The sequence below is a fragment of the Enterococcus sp. DIV1726a genome (genome assembly GCF_051710985.1).
Lineage (GTDB): Bacteria > Bacillota > Bacilli > Lactobacillales > Enterococcaceae > Enterococcus_B > Enterococcus_B hirae.
In genome coordinates this window covers 2,457,501-2,476,573 of the sequence record NZ_JBIOLS010000001.1, presented here as the reverse complement: position 1 = coordinate 2,476,573, position 19,073 = coordinate 2,457,501, and the positions used below count along the sequence as shown (strand labels likewise).

The following is a 19,073-nucleotide window of genomic DNA, read 5'->3' as shown; positions in this document are numbered from 1 at the left end:
AGTTTAGGATTGCCCATTTTTCTCTTAGGCAAGCTGATTTCACGTAAAGTAGTGTAAAAAGAAGGCTAAGCTATAGAATAAAATTGTGTAATAAATCTTAGATAGGTATAATGTAAGGCAAAAGGGAGGAATAAAACATGAAAATTGCAATTGCAGGAGCTGGAGCGATGGGAAGTCGTTTCGGTCTGATGTTACATCAAGGTGGAAACGAAGTACTATTGATCGACGGCTGGGCAGATCATGTCCAACAAATCAAAGAGCATGGGTTAAAAGCAGATTTCAATGGCGAAGAAGTAGTTGAGAAGTTACCAGTCGTTCTTCAATCAGAAGTAGGCGAAGAAGATCAGGTAGATTTGATCATCTTATTTACTAAAGCGATGCAATTAGAAAAAATGCTAACAGATATCCGTCCATTGATCAAAGAAGAAACGGAAGTATTATGCTTATTGAATGGTATCGGACATGAAGATATCATTGAAAAATTTGTTCCAATGGCAAACATTTATATTGGTAACACCATGTGGACGGCGGGCTTAGAAGGACCTGGAAAAGTCAAACTGTTTGGAAGTGGTTCAATTGAGCTGCAAAATCTTGGAGAAGGCAAAGAAGAACAAGCGAAAGCACTAGCTGAAAAATTATCAGAATCAGGCTTACATGCGAAATTCTCTGATAACATCCATTATTCCATTTACCGTAAAGCTTGTGTGAATGGCACGATGAATGGATTATGCACGATTTTGGATGTGAACATGGCAGGGTTAGGTCAAACTTCGACTGCGCATAAGATGGTGGAAACGATTGTTCGTGAATTTGCGGCAGTGGCAGAAGCTGAAAATATCTACTTAGATATCCCAGAAGTGATCGCTCATTGTGAATCTTGTTTCGATCCAGAAACGATCGGATTACATTATCCATCCATGTATCAAGATTTGATCAAGAATCACCGCTTGACGGAAATCGACTACATCAACGGTGCGGTTTCAAGAAAAGGGAAGAAATATGGTATTGCAACACCTTATTGTGACTTCTTAACAGAATTGATCCATGCGAAAGAAGATAGCTTGCAGGTAAAATAAAGGGGGATAATTGATGGAACAGACACAAAGCATGTCACCAAAGATTTTTCTGAACAAAGTACTAGCTGGTACAGCAACGGGGATTATCATCGGATTGATTCCTAACGCAGTATTAGGGGCGATTTTAAGATACTTTAGTGGTTCTTCTTTTGCGATGGCTGTTGCTCAAATGGCGGTCATCTTCCAATTAGCGACACCGTTGATTATCGGTGGATTGATTGCTTTGCAATTTGGTTTTGCACCGATGAAGATGATGGTGGTGGCTGGTGCCGCATTTGTCGGGTCAGGGGTGGTGAAGTTTACTCCTGAGCTTGGTGAAACAGGTGTGTACGTTGGTGCTGGTACAGGCGATATCATCAATACGATGATCACTGCTTCTATCGCAGTTGGGTTGATTTATCTGATTGGTGAACGGTTTGGTTCGGTAGCGATTGTGTTGACTCCGATCGTTGTTGGTGTCGGCGCAGGGGTGATCGGGTTTTATCTCTATCCTTATGTGGCAGATATTACCTCAGCCATCGGAACGGTTATCAATAATTTCACGACACTACAACCTTTACTGATGTCGATCTTGATTGGCTGTTCTTTTGCCTTCTTGATCATTTCACCGATTTCCACCGTAGCAATCGGAGTGGCGATCCAACTAGATGGTGTTTCAGCAGGAGCGGCAGCAATGGGTGTCGCAGCAACGACTTTCGTTTTGATCGTGAACTCGTGGAAAGTCAATAAATCAGGAGTGACGATCGCCATTACGTTAGGAGCGATGAAGATGATGATGCCTAATCTGTTTCGCAGACCGGTTATTCTCGTTCCTTGTCTGATCAGTGCAGTGATTACAGCTATTCCAGTTGCTTTGTTGTCTATTTCAGGAACCCCTGCCTCGGCTGGTTTTGGGATCGTTGGCTTAGTTGGTCCTTTAGCTTCTTTAGATGCAGGTCTAAATCCGGCTCTTGTTGTTTTGAGCTGGTTAGTCGTCCCAGTTGCGGCAGCATTGTTCACTCAGTTTTTATGTGAGAAAGTATTGAAATTATATGATCGAGCAGATGTGTTTGAATTCTTAGGCTAGTGAAACGGCTGATTTTTTGGCTGAGTCTGCTCCTTTGATAGTGAGACAAATCATCTCAATAAAAAAAGCTTGAATTTTTAATTCCTTTTTTCGAAGGAGATTAAAAGTTCAGGCTTTTTTAATATAAAAAACGAAATTTTTTGTGGATATAGATCAGTGTAGGTATTTTTTTGCTTCTTAGTAGCATTATTTAGTAATATTGATAGTATTTATTTTTCATTAAGCGGTATAATGTTTTTGAATATAATGGAGGGGCGTAATATGGAGATAATGCAAGCGGGTATCAGAGTTCCAAAAAACCAATTGGTAGAAAAAGTGAAGGAATTACATTTTTCAGAAAAAATTGTTAAACATTTAAATGGGGCAATAGTGACGAGTGGTACCGTCATGGAAATTATAAATAAAGGAGAATACGTATTAGATATTCCACCGGAAATATTAAAGGGACTAAAAAATGGAACGTATCGTTTTGTCTCTGGGAAAGATGGAGTATATGCACAGATTGCTGATAAAAAAAGTGGCGAATTTGTTAAAAATTTGACATTAAAAAATGGAACAAGCGTTTGTTCAGCTTTGGGTCCTGCAGCAATAGTAGTAGGAGTCATGTTAGAACTTAAAAAAATCGAAGACAAATTAGATGATCTTAATTTGAAAATAGACGAAGTAATCAAAAATTTTGAAAATGATCGTTATGCAGGTGTAGTTTCTGCTAAAGAGAAATATGAACAATCAGTGTTAATAAAAGATCCTCAAATAAAAAAACAGTTATTAGTTAATGTGCTAAATGATATCACTACTGTGAAATATCAATTGTTAAAACAGTTAGAAGGAAAGGTAATCAGTTACCGAAAAAACCGTATGAAATTTGGTGATAAAGAAAAGTCAGCAAATGATATTTTGCAAAATATTTTATTTATAAATGAGAGTTTTAATATCCAAGTAAATTGCCTTTCAGATTTAGATGAATATGTTGCTTTGAACTATAGCTTAAATCTCCATAAAAAAGATTTGGAAAGCATTTTGACTAGAGAAATGGCGTTAAAATTAGATGAGTATTTTCAAAAATCAACCAATCCAATAACAGAAGCAATTGATGATATTCATACGTTGATTCATACTATCTCTGATATGATCGAAGCGGATCCTGAGTATATTTTAAGTGGATATGTAACGGACTAATGGGGGGAAAGCAATGTATAAATGTACAAATTGTGGACGAGAAATATCTGAACCTAAAAAACTATGTGCATATTGTAAAAAAGAAAAAAATAGGATAACGAACGTGAGTAAACGAGCGTTAAAAAAGACAGTAGAATTTACGAATGAAAAGACAGAAGTAATCGGCAACAAGTTCTCTTCTTTGAAAATAAAACAATTGAAGTCATCAATAAAAATAAATACAAGCATGAAAGAAACAGGTACTAAAGTCAAAACAGAGGTCACGGATACACTAGCCAAAGTTACTGAACAACTAGTAAAAAAAGGAAATAGTCAAAAGAAAAAAAATAAAAAATAATCTTATCGAAAAATTCATTCTAAATCTATCAAAACACCTTCTTTGAGACTAAGAAATTCAAAGAAGGTGTTTTGTCTTATAGAACAACCAAATAAGTCAGCTTGTTTATTTGGTCAAAGAAAAAGGGAAGTCTTCAGCGTCGTGTTTTGTAGGATTAGGAACAATCCCCAACTGATAAGCAATCGTGCCACCAGTCAACAAGTCTTCATGTGTAAAGAAGAGTTTGCGATAGCTAGTTTCGTTTCTTGTGATCTCATGGATAAATTGTTGTTGTGGGTGATTAGGGCTTGTTTCGATTGTTAAATGTTCACCATTAGACAACGTAAGCACAGCTTTGTCGACTAAAGGCATCCCGATGACATATTCACCTGTTCCTGGCGTGACAGGATAAAAGCCTAAACTATTAAAGATATACCAACCTGCCATGCTCCCATTGTCTTCATCTCCTGGATAACCAGTCGGTGTATCATCGAATGTTTGTGTCAGCAATTGTTTGATCAATGGTTGTGCCATTTCGGGTTTACCAATATAACTGAATAAATAAGGATAGTGGAAGCTTGGTTGATTGGAGATGGCAACTTGTCCAAACTCGATCGCTGCCATTTCACTCATTTCATGGATCTCAAAACCATAACCGCCAACTTCAAAAGTCGGTGCTTGGTTACATAATTCAATCAGTTTTTCTTCAAATTGATCTGGTCCACCGTGAGCATTGATCAAACCAGCAAAATCATGGTAAACAGCAAAACTACTTTGCCAAGCGCTACCTTCTGCATAATCCTGACCCCAACGTGTGGAAGAAAACGGAGTACGGAATCTTCCTTCGGGATCTTTGGAACGCATGAAGCCAGTTTCCGGATCAAAGACATTTTGATAATTGAAAGATTGCTTTTGATAGTGTTGTGCGGTTGCTGCTTCATTCAAATCGGTGGCTACTTGGCTGATACAAAAGTCACTATAAGCGTAATCAAGGGTGTGGTTGATTGATTCGTGGTAAGTATTTGGTACATAACCATATTTTAGATAATCAGTCGTTCCTTGACGTCCGTAATTTTGTTTTTCACTTTGGATCGTAGCACCTTTTTTCATTGCTTCGAGAAATTCAGCCATTAAATCTTTACGGATTCCCTTAACCGAGGCATCAGCGATCACTGCATCAATCAATGTTCCTGGCATGAGTCCACGCTCATCTGGCGAAAGCCATTTTGGTAAAAAGCCAGTTTCACGATAGCTGTTCAAAAAGCCTTCAAGCATCTCTTCATATTTTTCGACAGCAATCAAAGAGTAAAGTGGATACACTGTTTTATAAGTATCCCAAAAACCATTATTGGTATAAAGTACACCTGGTTTTACACTTCGACTAGTGGTATCATAATGGATTTTTTGTCCGGTCGAGTCGATTTCATAGAACGTTTGTGGGAATAAAAATACACGGTAGAGATTGTGGTAAAACGTCCGTAACTGTTGCGGATCATGATGCTCGACTTTGATTCGGTCAAAATAGTTTTGCCATTGTTGTGAACTATTCAGCAAATAGTCATCAGGCGTTTGATGTAACTCTTGTTCTAGATTAAATGAAGCTTGTTCAGAACTGATGAAGGAAGTACCGAAACGAATGACTTGTTTTTTTACGTCGCCAAAATAAATCGGAACCGACCCAGCGTCATCGGCTGCTAACTGTGACAATTCCTTTGATTGGATTGGCTGTTCAAAATGTAAGACAAAATAGAACGTAAAATCAGAATCTTCGGCGCCTGCAAAATGAGTGACTTGTCCTTCAATCGTATAGGGATCTTTTAGAACTAATTGATGTTTACCAGGAAACGACAAAAGTAAACCGCTCTCATTTTTGTGGTAATCAATGGTTAGGACACCACCGTACATGCTAGGGATCAACGTGGAGCGAATACCATCACGTAATTGGTTGATCGTTAAATGAGTTGGACAGAATGTGCTTTCTTCTGGACGATACGAACTTTGTGCATGGAACAGGGTATTTTCAGGTAATAACCCATTGATCGGAGTGAAGACAAAATAGCTGAAGTCACCCATCCATGGACTTGGCTGATGAGTCAAACGGTAGCCTTGGAAGGTGTGATCGTCAGGATGGAACCACCAGCTACCTTTTTGATCAGTTGTCTGTGGGGCAAAGTAATTCATCCCAAAAGGAACACCAGTATAAGGCTGGCAGTTCCCATTTGAGAAGTTCGCTTGATTGGCTGTACCGTGACGAGTATCAATATGTTGAATGTTCATGTTAAATCTCCTTTGTTGAGTGTCGTTTAATAAATGAGACTGGTTGGCTCGTATCTTCGGGAATGTTATTTGTTTTGAGCCAAGTGATCAAAGCATTTCCTGCAAGTTCTCCTAGTTGGTGGAAATCTTGAGCAATCGTTGTTAATGGTGGATCAACTAAAGCGGCTGCTTGGATATCATCGAATCCAACGATCGAAAAATCATCTGGGATACGATAGCCTTGTTGTTTTAAATGATTCATCGTTTGAATAGCTACCAGATCGTTTTCGCAGACAAACGCAGTGACCTGATGTTCATTGATGTAGGTCAGTAATGTTTCAATCGTAGTGCCTTTTGCATCTAAAGTTGTATGAAACGGCAAATTGGCTTTGTCCAAAGCTTCCAGGTAACCCAAGTATCGTTGTCGGACAGATTGTGGATGCGCCTGTTCACCAAAAAGATAGGCAATCTTTTTATGCCCTTTTGAAATCAAATGAGCCGTAGCCAAAGAACCACCTTGGAAATTATCTGAAAGGACAGTTGGAAAAGGAAGTTCATAGATTTTTTTATCTAAAACAACAACTGGGAATTGTTTCAATGATAATTCAAAGAGCAGATCCAGATGTTGATCGGTCGCAAACGCATAATAAATCATTCCGTCAAATTCTTGCATGATTTCCTTCGCCGTTTTGTTTGCCAGAAAATCAACAGTCGTCATCATGACCTCTAACTGATTTTCTTGCATCACTGGATTTAGTCCTTTTGTAAAATCTCCGACAGAAAGGTCAGATAAAAAGGGAAGTAGGAACAGGATGCGACTATTTTTAATCACATCGTTTCTATTAAGATCACTAGTCGTTGCTTTGACAAAACTGCCTTTTCCTCTGACACGATAAATCAGACCTAATTGTTCTAATTCAGTTAATGCACGTTTAGAAGTGATTCGACTCACTTGATACTTGGTGGACAATTCCTTTTCGGTAGGTACCTGGCTGTCAACAGGTAACGATCCATCAGCAATTGCTTGTTGTAAGTCATGAAAGATTTGTTGGTATAGTGGTTGATTCATAAAAGCACCTTCTTATAAGATATATCATATAAAGATCATAGCATAAAACCACTAAAAGTAAATAAGAAAAATCTCATTTTGAAAGCGTAGACAATTGTAAAACGACGAGGTATAATCCTCTTATGATATATCAATAAAGAAAAGAGGAAAATAAATGGCATATAAAGATATACCAAAGTCAGTTCAACAGTTTATGGATGAAATTACTGCAAAATGTGGGGAAGAGCATGCAGATTGGGCAACGAATTTCTCTGCTGCCTTTGCTAGTACATTGTTAACGACAGTCAAAAGACATGAAGACGGGACGACTTTCTTATTAACTGGTGATATTCCAGCGATGTGGTTGCGTGACTCTACCGCTCAAGTCCGTCCATATTTAGTCATTGCAAAAGAAGATGAAGACTTAGCTTCGATGATTAGTGGGCTTGTCAAAAAACAATTTGAATATATCAACATCGATCCATACGCAAACGCATTCAATGAAGAAGCAAATGGAGCGGGGCATCAAAGTGACCATACTGAAATGAATGATTGGATCTGGGAGCGTAAATATGAAATCGATTCCTTATGTTATCCTATCCAATTAGCTTACTTATTATATAAGAACACTGGTCGAACGGACCAATTGAATGATTCGTTTGTTGAAGGAATCAAAAAAGCCTTACATGTCTTCAAAACCGAACAAGATCACAATCAATCTCCTTATACTTTCGAAAGAGATACGACGAGGAAAGAAGATACCTTAGTCAACGACGGGCGTGGAAGTACAGTTGCACCAACTGGAATGACTTGGTCTGGTTTTCGTCCAAGCGATGATGCGTGTCAATATGGCTACCTCGTTCCTTCAAATATGTTTGCTGTAGTAGTGCTGGGTTATATTGAAGAAATCTTTACGAACATTCTCACGGAAGAAACAAGTAGTAAAGCAATCCTTGAAGAAGCCAAACGTTTAAAAGAAGATATCCAAAAAGGAATCGAAGACTATGCGTTGACTAAAAACCAACAAGGAGAAACCATCTATGCTTATGAAGTTGATGGATTAGGAAACGCTTCTATTATGGATGACAGTAATGTACCTAATTTGATTGCTGCTCCGTATTTAGGTTACTGTTCTACCACAGATGAACAATATTTAGCAACGAGAAAAACGTTACTAAGTAAAGAGAACCCTTACTTCTATGAAGGGAAATATGCAAAAGGGATTGGATCATCTCACACTCCAGAAAATTACATCTGGCCGATTGCATTAGCGATGGAAGGGATGACCACTGAAGATAAAGAAGAGAAAAAGCGGATTTTAGACTTATTAGTTGCGACAGATGCTGGTACACATTTGATGCACGAGGGGTTTGATGTCGATGATCCAAACAACTACACCAGAGAATGGTTCTCTTGGGCGAACATGATGTTTTGTGAATTAGTGATGGATTACTTTGATATTCGAGTAGCGAAATAGGAGGAATAAAATGAAAAAGAAAGTATATATCATTTCACACAGTCATTGGGATCGTGAATGGTACATGGCTTATGAACAGCATCATATGCGTTTAGTCGAATTGATGGATGATCTTTTGGAATTATTTGAAACCGATCCAGATTTCAATAGTTTCCATTTAGATGGACAAACGATTATTTTAGATGATTATTTACAAGTACGTCCAGAAAAGAAAGAAGCGGTGCAACGAGCAATTGATGCGGGGAAATTAAGGATCGGTCCTTTTTATATTTTACAAGATGATTTCTTGATCAGTTCAGAAGCGAATGTCCGTAATATGTTGATTGGAATGGAAGAAAGTAAGAAGTGGGGAACGCCTGTGATGCTCGGTTATTTCCCGGATACTTTTGGAAATATGGGGCAAACACCACAAATGATGAAACAAGCAGGACTTTCAGCTGCTGCTTTTGGACGAGGCGTAAAACCAATTGGCTTTGATAATCAAGTCTTGGAAGCAGAAAATTATTCTTCTCAATATTCTGAAATGTGGTGGAAAGGACCAGATAGCACAGAAATCTTTGGGTTACTGTTTGCCAATTGGTACAGTAATGGAAATGAAATCCCGACTGAAAAAGAGAAAGCAAGAGCCTTTTGGGACCAAAAGCTGGCAGATGCAGAGCAATACGCATCAACCGATCATCTGTTGATGATGAATGGAGTGGATCATCAACCGGTTCAAAAGGATGTAACAGCAGCAATCAAATTAGCGAATGAATTATATCCAGAGTATGAATTTATCCATTCCAATTTTGTCGATTATCTTGCAGCGGTGCAAAAGGACTTGCCAGAAGAACTTGGTTCCGTTGAGGGAGAGTTGACCAGTCAGGAAACAGATGGCTGGTATACGTTAGCGAATACTGCTTCAGCACGTGTCTATTTAAAACAATGGAATACTAAAGTTCAAAGACAAATTGAAAATATCGCTGAGCCATTAGCAACGATGGCTTATGAAGTTACTGGTAAATACCCCCATGATCAATTAGATTATGCGTGGAAAACGTTGATGCAAAATCATCCACATGACAGTATTTGCGGGTGTTCGGTTGATTCTGTCCATCGAGAAATGATGACACGTTTTGAAAAAGCAGATGAAGTAGGGAAGTATTTAGCAGAAGAAGCGATCAAACAACTTGCCCAAGCGATCGACACTAGCAGCTTACCAGCAAAAAGCTATCCTTTCTTAGTTATGAACACGGCTGGATCAGCAAAGACTGGTGAAGCAGAAATAACGATTGAGTTAGAAAGAAAATGTTTTGCAGAAGGAATACCTGAGAAATTATATGAAGAATTAGAAAAGCAACCACCAAAAAGCTATCATGTAGAAACATCCAATGGTGAAGAAGTCCCTGCATCACTATCAGAAACATTTGTGACGTTTGATTATGATCTGCCCAAAGATCGGTTTAGGATTCCTTACATGGCGAGAAAAATCACGGTCACTTTACCAGTGAGCGAAATGCCAGCTTTTTCTTGGAACACGTACGTATTAATAGAAGGAAAAGCTAAAGAAGAAAAAGAGACGATGATCCAAAAAGATGGACGAGTATTAGAAAATCAACAAGTTCGGCTAGAGATCCAACCGAATGGCACCTTGACGTTGAAAGACAAAACGACGGGCAAACAACTAGATGAATTATTGACATTCGAAGATGTTGGGGATATTGGAAATGAATATATCTTCAAACAGCCTGAAAATGACCAACCTATTTTATCAAAGGAAAATGATCAAAGTACCGTAGAAGTCGTAACTGATACGAGTGAATTAGCACAAGTAAAAGTTACCCAGGAATTATTGATTCCAGTAGCTGCTGATGAACGTTTAGCAAAAGAACAACAGATGGTCATTGAGTTTCGTCACCGTAAAGCAGGTCGTTCAAAAGAAAAGCGTATGTTAGAAGTAACAACTGTTATCACTTTAAGAAAAGACAGCAAAAAAATCGACTTTGAAACAAAAGTGAATAATCAAATGGATGATCATCGCTTACGTGTGTTGTTCCCAACAAAGTTACATGTGAAACAACATCAAGCTGATAGTATTTTTGAAGTGGTTACCCGTCCCAATGATGTATCAAGTAGTTGGGAAAATCCAACAAATCCACAGCATCAACAGGCGTTCGTTCATTTAGAAGGAAACGATTATGGAGTAACAGTTGGCAATTATGGATTAAATGAATATGAAGTAATCGATGACAGTGTGATTGCGGTGACTTTACTACGTTGTGTAGGGGAATTAGGAGATTGGGGATATTTTCCAACACCAGAAGCCCAATGTCATGGGGTACATTGCTTTAACTACAGTATCGAAGTGCATCAGCCAGAAGAAAAATTTGCTAGTTACCATCATGCTTATAGCGCACAGATTCCTTTTTCTACCACGCAAATGGCGATTCAAACAGGAACCTTGCCAGCTGAAAACAGCTATTTAACTTGCGAAGGGGAAACGTTTGCAATTACTGCTTTGAAACGAAGTAAATTTAGTGATAAAGTAGTGGTGCGTGGGTTTAATCTGTCCGGTCTTGATTCACCATTACAAATCACTAAAAATGGGAAACAAGGGGAATTATTGAATCTGCTAGAAGAAACAGTTGAGCAAACGATTGCTCCGACCGTTAGACCTTATGAAATTCGGACAATCGGATTCGAGGAGGAATAAGCAATGTATGGTGGAATAGAAGCAGGGGGAACAAAATTCATCTGTGCCGTTTCAAATGAAGGCGTTATCGTAGAAAGAGTAAGTATTCCTACAACTACACCTGAAGAAACACTAAAGCAAGTATTTGATTTTTTTGATCAATATGAACTAGAGGCGTTAGGGATCGGTTCGTTTGGTCCGATCGGTATTGATAAAAATGCCGATAATTATGGGTATGTTTTGGCAACACCTAAACCTGGATGGGGAAACTACAATTTTTTAGGCAGCATCCAAGAACGTTACGGGATTCCGATGGCTTGGACGACAGATGTGAATGCAGCAGCTTACGGCGAATTGCTAAAAGGAGCCGCACAAGGGAAAAAGAGTTGTATTTATTTGACTGTCGGTACAGGGATCGGTGCCGGTGTGGTCCTTGAAGGAGATATTTTTTCTGGACTTGCCCACCCAGAAATGGGGCATATCTGGGTAAAACGTCATCCAGAGGATACCTATGAAGGAACATGTCCTTACCACAAAGATTGTTTGGAGGGGTTAGCGGCTGGACCTTCAATTGAGGCACGAACTGGAATCAAAGGCCAAGAACTTCCTCAAGATCATCCAATATGGGACATCCAAGCCTATTATATTGCTCAAGCATTGATCAATTATACGTTGACGTTAGCTCCTGAAAAAATCATTTTAGGTGGCGGAGTGATGAATCAAGACCACTTGTTGCATAAAATTCGACAACAATTCGTTGAGTTAATGGGTGGGTACATGGAAACGCCACAAGTAGATGAGTACATTGTACGCTGGGGGCTGCCGAATGAGAGTGGAATTATTGGCAGTTTGCTTTTAGCAGAAAAAGAACATGGTAAACAATAAGGTGTATATATTCTATATATAGTAATAAAAAACGGCTAGAGGTGTATCCCTAGCCGTTTTTTGATTGTGATCAGTAGTGGATCACTCCTTACAATAGTGTCTTTACCATAAACCAGGGAGGGCTTTTGCGACAATGGTTTCTTGCGTGAAAGGATGAGACATGTGTAATTCTAACGCATGGAGCATGAGACGGTTCGCAGGCCGTGTTTGGTAAAGTGGATCGCCGACAATGGGATGACCAATGTGAGAGAGATGGACCCTGATTTGATGAGTACGTCCGGTTTCCAAAACACAGTAAACCTGAGTCTGACCATTCACTACTTGATCAACGGAAACATGTGTGAGAGCCGTTTGACCTTTATGAGGATCTACCACCCGTTTTCTGCGATCGTGCCGATCACGACCGATTTTGTCTTTCAAAATCAAATCCTCTTTGATTGTTCCCCAGACAAGTGCTTGGTATCGTCGATAAATCTTCTTTTGTTCCAACATTCTGCCTAGGATAGGTAAAACAAAGGGATTTTTAGCAAATAAAATTGCACCACTTGTTTCTTTGTCCAATCGATGCACGACATAAGGGCGTTGCTCTTTTTTCTTTAAATACGCAGCTAAATGATTCAATAAAGTATCATTTTCGGTTGGTTCATTCGGATGAGTTTTCATGCCGGCGGGTTTATTGACAATGAGTAAATGATCGTCTTCATATAATGGTTGGACGAAGGAAGCTTTACCCAATTGGACTTCTTGGTATTGATAATCAGTTTCTTCAAAACGTAACGTAATATGGTCACCAGCGTGGACTTCAAAATGAAATAAGGCAGGTTCTTGATTGATCCACACATTTTTTCTTATACGTAAAAAGTGGCGGACTTTTCTTGGAACGAGCCATTCTTGTTCTAATAATTCTCGAATGGTGGTTGTTGGCTGGGTGTCAGGTAACGTAATCGTGATTTCCATAAAAATACTCCTTTTAGCAAAAATGCAGCTCTATTGTACCATTTTTAAAACTTATTTAAGAAAAAAGTGACTAATTTCTGATACTTCTTATGCTAAACTATCGTCAAAACTTAAAAAAACAGTTTGCCTACATCTCAAGCAGGAAGAATGAAGAACGTACCTGTGGTAGAATAAGGCGATTCAATCAAATAGACAGGAGAAGAATAAATGGATTTTCAAAGCATTTTAAGTAAAATAAAAGCTGCTTTGATCAGTTTTTGGCATTGGATTAAACCTTATTTAGGGCGATTCCATCGATGGCGAAAACGTATATGGAAAAAGTATCATATCAATAAACTGATTCTATTGATTGGCTTGATCTGTGTATTGATCGTCAGTATCTATCTTTTTATTTTAGCAAAACAGGCAAATGTCTCCACATTAAAATCGGGGCTAAGTCAGTCTACCGTTATCTATGATAAAAAGAATGAAGAAGCAGGTACCCTGTATGCTCAAAAAGGGACTTATGTGGAATTGAATGCAATCTCTCCAGATATCCAAAATGCGGTTATCTCAACCGAAGATCGTAATTTTTATCAGCATCATGGATTTGATATCAAAGGGATCGCTCGGGCAGCAGTTCGGATGGTCCTTTCAGGTGGCACTTCTGGTGGAGGTGGGAGTACAATTACCCAACAATTAGCTAAAAATGCTTATTTGACACTTGATCAAACTTTTGACCGTAAAGCAAAAGAATTATTTTTAGCCATTGAAATTGAAAAGAAATACAGCAAAGAAGAGATTTTGACCATGTATCTCAACAATGCTTATTTTGGAAATGGGGTATGGGGCGTACAAGATGCTTCAAGGAAATACTTTGGGGTAGATGCTAATCAGGTTAATTTAGCAGAAGCGGCAACGTTAGCTGGGATGCTTAAAGGTCCGGGTATCTATAATCCGATCGATCACCCAGAAAATGCAAACAATCGAAAAAACACCGTATTGAGTGTCATGGAAGAAAACGGCAAGATCACGAAACAACAATACCAAACGGAAAGCAAAGTGGATATCAAACAATACGTGAAAGATACGTATGATAATTCGGAATCAGGCTATCGCTATCCTTATTACTTTGATGCCGTGATTGATGAAGCAGTCAATGATTATGGTTTGGATGAAGAAGATGTGATGAACAAAGGATACAAAATCTATACATCACTTGATCAAAATTATCAAAAACAATTAGAAACAACGTATCAAAACAATGCACTATTTCCGGCAAATGCTGCGGATGGGGCGATGGTTCAATCCGCATCAGTCGCATTAGATCCTAAAACTGGTGGTGTTGAGGCGCTGGTAGGGCGACGTGGGGAACATGTTTTCCGGGGATTCAGTTTTGCAACACAAATGAAACGTTCTCCTGGCTCAACGATCAAACCATTGAGTGTGTATGCACCAGCGTTAGAAGCGGGATACACCCCAGCAAGTATTTTGAAAGATGAACCATTATCTTATTATAAAGCTCATAATTACGACGGAACGTACCGTGGTGAAGTACCGATGTATCAGGCGGTTGCTGAAAGTTTGAATCTTCCTGCTGTATGGTTGCTTCATGAAATCGGTCTTCAAAAAGGTTATGATAAAGCAGAAGAATTTGGATTGCCTCTATCGAAATCAGATAAGTATTATGGTTTAGCATTAGGTGGTTTAGCTAAGGGAGTTTCGCCGTTAACGATGGCTGGAGCTTACAGTGCATTTGCTAACGCTGGTAAAATGTACAAACCACATCTGATTACTAAAATCGTGGATTCAACGGGTGCAGTAATTGTTGATAAGACCAATGAAAAACCTAAACAAGTCATTTCAGAAGAAACGGCTAATCAAATGACTTCAATGCTGCTTGGGACTTTTTCTAATGGGACAGCCGTTGCAGCTAAACCGGCTGGTTACACAGTCGCAGGGAAAACAGGAACGACTGAAACCAATTTTGATCCTACCAAAGCTAACGATCAATGGATTGTTGGCTATACACCTAATGTCGTGATTTCAACTTGGATGGGATATGAAGAGTCTAGTGAATTGCATTATTTAGCAGGAACAAGTGGGAATGTGGTTGGTAAAGTCTTCAAATCGGCCGCAGAAGGCATTCTTCCTTATACCGAGCAAGAGCCTTTCCCAGTAGCAGATGCATATGCGACTGGCGGAAAAGTAGTCCCTGCTGATCAAGTCAATAATAATACGCAAACCAATGAGAACTCAGAACAATGGAAAGAAAATCTGAATAAATACGGGGAACAAGCTAAAGATGGGCTGAAAAATATCGGTGATATGGTAAAAGAAGGCGTAAGAGGTTTAGGTGAAGCTGCGAAAGATCTCTGGCGGAAATATCAAGGACAGTAATCCTATGAAAAACGATAAACAAATGGTACAATAAAACTAAACAATCTATAGAAAAGAGGCTAACTATGTCAAATATTTATGATAGCGCAAATCAAATCGAACGCGAGATTCGCGAATTGCAAGAATTCAAAGCTTTAGAAGAAGCCTATGCAAAAGTTAAAGAAAATGAAGAAGCACATCGTCTATTCAAAGATTTCCAAGCGATGCAAATCGAATTGCAAGAAAAACAAATGAGCGGGCAAGAATTTAGCGATGAAGATGCAATGAAAGCGCAAGAAATGGCAATGAAAATTCAATCAGAAGAAGTGATCAATGATTTGATGCAAAAAGAACAACAATTCAGCACGATCATCAATGACTTGAATCGCATCATCATGACACCAGTTAGAGATTTATACAGCGAATAATTAACGTTGTAGAAAATAATTTAGCCAGAACAAGCAAAAGCAACGTAAAACAAAATTGTTTTGCGTTGCTTTTTTAGTATGAAGAAATCAGACGGGGATAACTCATAGAAAATTAGCTTATTTTTCATTGTTTAATAAATAATTATTGTTAACCTAGCTATAATAGCTGATTTTGTCTATTATAGAAGCGTAGAAATGTCTATTCAAGTAGTGAATTTCTCTCATATAAAGCAAGGAGGTGGAGCGATGAAACACAAAAAATTTTCTTGGAAAGATTTTTGGGAAATCAGTGGCTCGTATCTTTTCACGATTATTTTGCTACCCGCATTTTATTCTTTAACTACAAATCAGCCATTAACAAATGTTTTTAGCGACCAATATCTGATCGATATTCTTCTCTTGTTTCTTTTTGTGATCTTGCCATTAGCTATTTATAAAGGTGTGCGGTATCGAAAGTAAGATATGAGAGATATTTGTTGTTTGAGCATGAAAATAGTTAGTCATTGCAGTAATCGTCTGAAGTACCGATGAGTCTAAATAAGAAGATAGGCAACTAAAGTAGGTTAGACCAATAGAGAGAAATAAAGTAAGGTGCTGCTAAAATTAATTTTTAGCTTGACCATTCTTTTTTTTAATGGTAAAGTAATTGACGTTGCTGAAAAAGAGAAAAAGATCGTGAAATTTATTTAGAAAAATTCATTGACATTTACTTTTTAAGGTGATAAGATAACTAAGTCGTAAAAAATCAATAGCTTACGAAGCTTGATTTCATCGAAAAAAACTTCAAAAAAGTTGTTGACAAATAACAAACGATGAGTTATGATAAATGAGTTGCTGAAGCGTTTCTGAAAAACGAAGTGAAAAAAACTTTTAAAAAAAGAGTTGACAAACAAACGTCGCTCTGATATGATATAAAAGTTGCTACGGCAATCTCAACTGATTAGCATTTAATCAAGTAGACCTTTGAAAACTGAACAAAGCAAAGACAAACCAAATGTGTAGGGCGTCTTGATTGATTCAAGACAACAAACATTTTTAACAAGCAAGCAATATGCTAGCAAACAATTGAGCTTAACAATCGCAAGATTGTTCGAACTTTTTATGAGAGTTTGATCCTGGCTCAGGACGAACGCTGGCGGCGTGCCTAATACATGCAAGTCGAACGCTTCTTTTTCCACCGGAGCTTGCTCCACCGGAAAAAGAGGAGTGGCGAACGGGTGAGTAACACGTGGGTAACCTGCCCATCAGAAGGGGATAACACTTGGAAACAGGTGCTAATACCGTATAACAATCGAAACCGCATGGTTTTGATTTGAAAGGCGCTTTCGGGTGTCGCTGATGGATGGACCCGCGGTGCATTAGCTAGTTGGTGAGGTAACGGCTCACCAAGGCGACGATGCATAGCCGACCTGAGAGGGTGATCGGCCACATTGGGACTGAGACACGGCCCAAACTCCTACGGGAGGCAGCAGTAGGGAATCTTCGGCAATGGACGAAAGTCTGACCGAGCAACGCCGCGTGAGTGAAGAAGGTTTTCGGATCGTAAAACTCTGTTGTTAGAGAAGAACAAGGATGAGAGTAACTGTTCATCCCTTGACGGTATCTAACCAGAAAGCCACGGCTAACTACGTGCCAGCAGCCGCGGTAATACGTAGGTGGCAAGCGTTGTCCGGATTTATTGGGCGTAAAGCGAGCGCAGGCGGTTTCTTAAGTCTGATGTGAAAGCCCCCGGCTCAACCGGGGAGGGTCATTGGAAACTGGGAGACTTGAGTGCAGAAGAGGAGAGTGGAATTCCATGTGTAGCGGTGAAATGCGTAGATATATGGAGGAACACCAGTGGCGAAGGCGGCTCTCTGGTCTGTAACTGACGCTGAGGCTCGAAAGCGTGGGGAGCAAACAGGATTAGATACCCTGGTAGTCCACGCCGTAAACGATGAGTGCTAAGTGTTGGAGGGTTTCCGCCCTTCAGTGCTGCAGCTAACGCATTAAGCACTCCGCCTGGGGAGTACGACCGCAAGGTTGAAACTCAAAGGAATTGACGGGGGCCCGCACAAGCGGTGGAGCATGTGGTTTAATTCGAAGCAACGCGAAGAACCTTACCAGGTCTTGACATCCTTTGACCACTCTAGAGATAGAGCTTCCCCTTCGGGGGCAAAGTGACAGGTGGTGCATGGTTGTCGTCAGCTCGTGTCGTGAGATGTTGGGTTAAGTCCCGCAACGAGCGCAACCCTTATTGTTAGTTGCCATCATTTAGTTGGGCACTCTAGCAAGACTGCCGGTGACAAACCGGAGGAAGGTGGGGATGACGTCAAATCATCATGCCCCTTATGACCTGGGCTACACACGTGCTACAATGGGAAGTACAACGAGTCGCAAAGTCGCGAGGCTAAGCTAATCTCTTAAAGCTTCTCTCAGTTCGGATTGTAGGCTGCAACTCGCCTACATGAAGCCGGAATCGCTAGTAATCGCGGATCAGCACGCCGCGGTGAATACGTTCCCGGGCCTTGTACACACCGCCCGTCACACCACGAGAGTTTGTAACACCCGAAGTCGGTGAGGTAACCTTTTGGAGCCAGCCGCCTAAGGTGGGATAGATGATTGGGGTGAAGTCGTAACAAGGTAGCCGTATCGGAAGGTGCGGCTGGATCACCTCCTTTCTAAGGAATATTACGGAGACTACACTGTTTGTTTTTCACTTTGTTCAGTTTTGAGAGGTTTACTCTCAAAGATATATTTTTGTTCATTGAAAACTGGATATTTGAAGTAAATTAGTAATACAAACCGAGAACACCGCGTTGAATGAGTTTTTTAATAAGTTCAATTGCTTATTTTCTTGATCGGACTTCTATCGCTAGAAGAAAGATCAAAACCCAACCGCAAGGTTGATAAGGTTAAGTGAATAAGGGCGCACGGTGGATGCCTTGGCACTAGGAGCCGATGAAGGACGGGACTAACACCGATATGCTTTGGGGAGCTGTACGTAAGCTATGATCCAGAGATTTCCGAATGGGGGAACCCAGCATCTTTTATAGGATGTTACGTTTGCGTGAATACATAGCGCATTCGAGGTAGACGCAGAGAACTGAAACATCTAAGTACCTGCAGGAAGAGAAAGAAAATTCGATTCCCTGAGTAGCGGCGAGCGAAACGGGAAAAGCCCAAACCAATGAGCTTGCTCATTGGGGTTGTAGGACTCCAATATGGTAGTTCTTTCAGATAGTCGAATGACTTGGAAAAGTCAGTCAAAGAGGGTAAAAACCCCGTAGATGAAATTTGGAAGGCACCTAGGAGGATCCTGAGTACGGCGGAACACGAGGAATTCCGTCGGAATCCGGGAGGACCATCTCCCAAGGCTA

At 39.7% G+C, this 19,073-nt stretch carries 13 protein-coding genes and 2 rRNA genes (1 of these 15 only partly in view); 12 read left to right on the top strand and 3 right to left on the bottom strand.

Annotated features, from left to right (window positions below; all coding sequences use genetic code 11):
• The first annotated feature begins 137 nt into the window (after positions 1-137).
• The 4 genes from IGJ27_RS11230 to IGJ27_RS11215 all read left to right on the top strand — a co-directional run bounded on the left by IGJ27_RS11230 (position 138) and on the right by IGJ27_RS11215 (position 3,658).
• Positions 138-1,076, top strand: coding sequence for a 2-dehydropantoate 2-reductase (locus IGJ27_RS11230; RefSeq protein WP_161652328.1), 939 nt, complete (start codon positions 138-140; stop codon positions 1,074-1,076).
• A 13-nt stretch (positions 1,077-1,089) separates the two neighbouring features.
• The gene (locus IGJ27_RS11225; protein ID WP_010720927.1) at positions 1,090-2,142 is read left to right on the top strand and encodes a PTS sugar transporter subunit IIC; all 1,053 of its coding nucleotides are present in this window, start codon (positions 1,090-1,092) and stop codon (positions 2,140-2,142) included.
• Positions 2,143-2,403: 261 nt separating this feature from the next.
• On the top strand, positions 2,404-3,321 hold the full coding sequence (locus IGJ27_RS11220; protein ID WP_010737054.1) for a hypothetical protein: 918 nt from the start codon (positions 2,404-2,406) through the stop codon (positions 3,319-3,321).
• A 13-nt stretch (positions 3,322-3,334) separates the two neighbouring features.
• On the top strand, positions 3,335-3,658 hold the full coding sequence (locus IGJ27_RS11215) for a hypothetical protein (RefSeq protein WP_010737055.1): 324 nt from the start codon (positions 3,335-3,337) through the stop codon (positions 3,656-3,658).
• Positions 3,659-3,763: 105 nt separating this feature from the next.
• Here IGJ27_RS11215 and IGJ27_RS11210 read toward each other — a convergent pair whose 3' ends face one another.
• Together IGJ27_RS11210 and IGJ27_RS11205 are read right to left on the bottom strand one after the other, a co-directional pair.
• A complete protein-coding gene (locus IGJ27_RS11210; protein ID WP_178306431.1) occupies positions 3,764-5,968 on the bottom strand; it encodes a GH92 family glycosyl hydrolase in 2,205 nt (734 codons plus the stop codon).
• Positions 5,916-6,962: a GntR family transcriptional regulator gene (locus IGJ27_RS11205; RefSeq protein ID WP_010720919.1), complete on the bottom strand. Its 1,047-nt coding sequence runs from the start codon at positions 6,960-6,962 to the stop codon at positions 5,916-5,918. Before IGJ27_RS11205 ends, IGJ27_RS11210 begins: the two co-directional genes overlap by 53 nt.
• A 154-nt stretch (positions 6,963-7,116) precedes the next feature.
• Between IGJ27_RS11205 and IGJ27_RS11200 the strand changes: the two genes are divergently transcribed.
• Genes IGJ27_RS11200 through IGJ27_RS11190 form a run of 3 tightly spaced genes read left to right on the top strand, consistent with a single transcriptional unit; the run spans position 7,117 to position 11,974 of the window.
• On the top strand, positions 7,117-8,418 hold the full coding sequence (locus IGJ27_RS11200) for a glycoside hydrolase family 125 protein (protein ID WP_178306370.1): 1,302 nt from the start codon (positions 7,117-7,119) through the stop codon (positions 8,416-8,418).
• 10 nt (positions 8,419-8,428) lie between these two features.
• Positions 8,429-11,110: an alpha-mannosidase gene (locus IGJ27_RS11195; RefSeq protein ID WP_161652323.1), complete on the top strand. Its 2,682-nt coding sequence runs from the start codon at positions 8,429-8,431 to the stop codon at positions 11,108-11,110.
• A gap of 3 nt (positions 11,111-11,113) precedes the next feature.
• Positions 11,114-11,974, top strand: coding sequence for an ROK family protein (locus IGJ27_RS11190; protein ID WP_034700407.1), 861 nt, complete (start codon positions 11,114-11,116; stop codon positions 11,972-11,974).
• 102 nt (positions 11,975-12,076) lie between these two features.
• On the opposite strand, the gene IGJ27_RS11185 is transcribed toward IGJ27_RS11190, so the two are convergent.
• Positions 12,077-12,931: an RluA family pseudouridine synthase gene (locus tag IGJ27_RS11185; protein WP_053766248.1), complete on the bottom strand. Its 855-nt coding sequence runs from the start codon at positions 12,929-12,931 to the stop codon at positions 12,077-12,079.
• Between the two features lie 207 nt (positions 12,932-13,138).
• On the opposite strand from IGJ27_RS11185, the gene IGJ27_RS11180 reads away from it, so the two are divergent.
• The 5 genes from IGJ27_RS11180 to IGJ27_RS11160 all read left to right on the top strand — a co-directional run.
• Positions 13,139-15,310, top strand: a complete 2,172-nt coding sequence (locus IGJ27_RS11180; RefSeq protein WP_034867921.1) for a PBP1A family penicillin-binding protein — start codon at positions 13,139-13,141, stop codon at positions 15,308-15,310.
• Positions 15,311-15,375: 65 nt separating this feature from the next.
• Positions 15,376-15,717 (top strand): YlbF family regulator, encoded by a 342-nt coding sequence (locus tag IGJ27_RS11175; protein WP_178306371.1) that lies wholly within the window; start codon positions 15,376-15,378, stop codon positions 15,715-15,717.
• Between the two features lie 246 nt (positions 15,718-15,963).
• Positions 15,964-16,176, top strand: coding sequence for a hypothetical protein (locus IGJ27_RS11170; RefSeq protein ID WP_010720912.1), 213 nt, complete (start codon positions 15,964-15,966; stop codon positions 16,174-16,176).
• 638 nt (positions 16,177-16,814) lie between these two features.
• A 16S ribosomal RNA gene (locus IGJ27_RS11165) occupies positions 16,815-18,374 on the top strand.
• 232 nt (positions 18,375-18,606) lie between these two features.
• Positions 18,607-19,073: ribosomal RNA gene (locus IGJ27_RS11160) — 23S ribosomal RNA — on the top strand (it continues 2,447 nt past the right edge of the window).
• Together the 16S and 23S rRNA genes form the textbook arrangement of a ribosomal RNA operon.

Excerpts from the sequence above, each read along its gene's own strand:
- IGJ27_RS11230 (WP_161652328.1), top strand. The coding sequence starts at position 138 with ATGAAAATTGCAATTGCAGGAGCTGGAGCGATGGGAAGTCGTTTCGGT.
- IGJ27_RS11225 (WP_010720927.1), top strand. The coding sequence starts at position 1,090 with ATGGAACAGACACAAAGCATGTCACCAAAGATTTTTCTGAACAAAGTA.
- IGJ27_RS11220 (WP_010737054.1), top strand. The coding sequence starts at position 2,404 with ATGGAGATAATGCAAGCGGGTATCAGAGTTCCAAAAAACCAATTGGTA.
- IGJ27_RS11215 (WP_010737055.1), top strand. The coding sequence starts at position 3,335 with ATGTATAAATGTACAAATTGTGGACGAGAAATATCTGAACCTAAAAAA.
- IGJ27_RS11205 (WP_010720919.1), bottom strand. The coding sequence starts at position 6,962 with ATGAATCAACCACTATACCAACAAATCTTTCATGACTTACAACAAGCA.
- IGJ27_RS11200 (WP_178306370.1), top strand. The coding sequence starts at position 7,117 with ATGGCATATAAAGATATACCAAAGTCAGTTCAACAGTTTATGGATGAA.
- IGJ27_RS11195 (WP_161652323.1), top strand. The coding sequence starts at position 8,429 with ATGAAAAAGAAAGTATATATCATTTCACACAGTCATTGGGATCGTGAA.
- IGJ27_RS11190 (WP_034700407.1), top strand. The coding sequence starts at position 11,114 with ATGTATGGTGGAATAGAAGCAGGGGGAACAAAATTCATCTGTGCCGTT.
- IGJ27_RS11185 (WP_053766248.1), bottom strand. The coding sequence starts at position 12,931 with ATGGAAATCACGATTACGTTACCTGACACCCAGCCAACAACCACCATT.
- IGJ27_RS11180 (WP_034867921.1), top strand. The coding sequence starts at position 13,139 with ATGGATTTTCAAAGCATTTTAAGTAAAATAAAAGCTGCTTTGATCAGT.
- IGJ27_RS11175 (WP_178306371.1), top strand. The coding sequence starts at position 15,376 with ATGTCAAATATTTATGATAGCGCAAATCAAATCGAACGCGAGATTCGC.
- IGJ27_RS11170 (WP_010720912.1), top strand. The coding sequence starts at position 15,964 with ATGAAACACAAAAAATTTTCTTGGAAAGATTTTTGGGAAATCAGTGGC.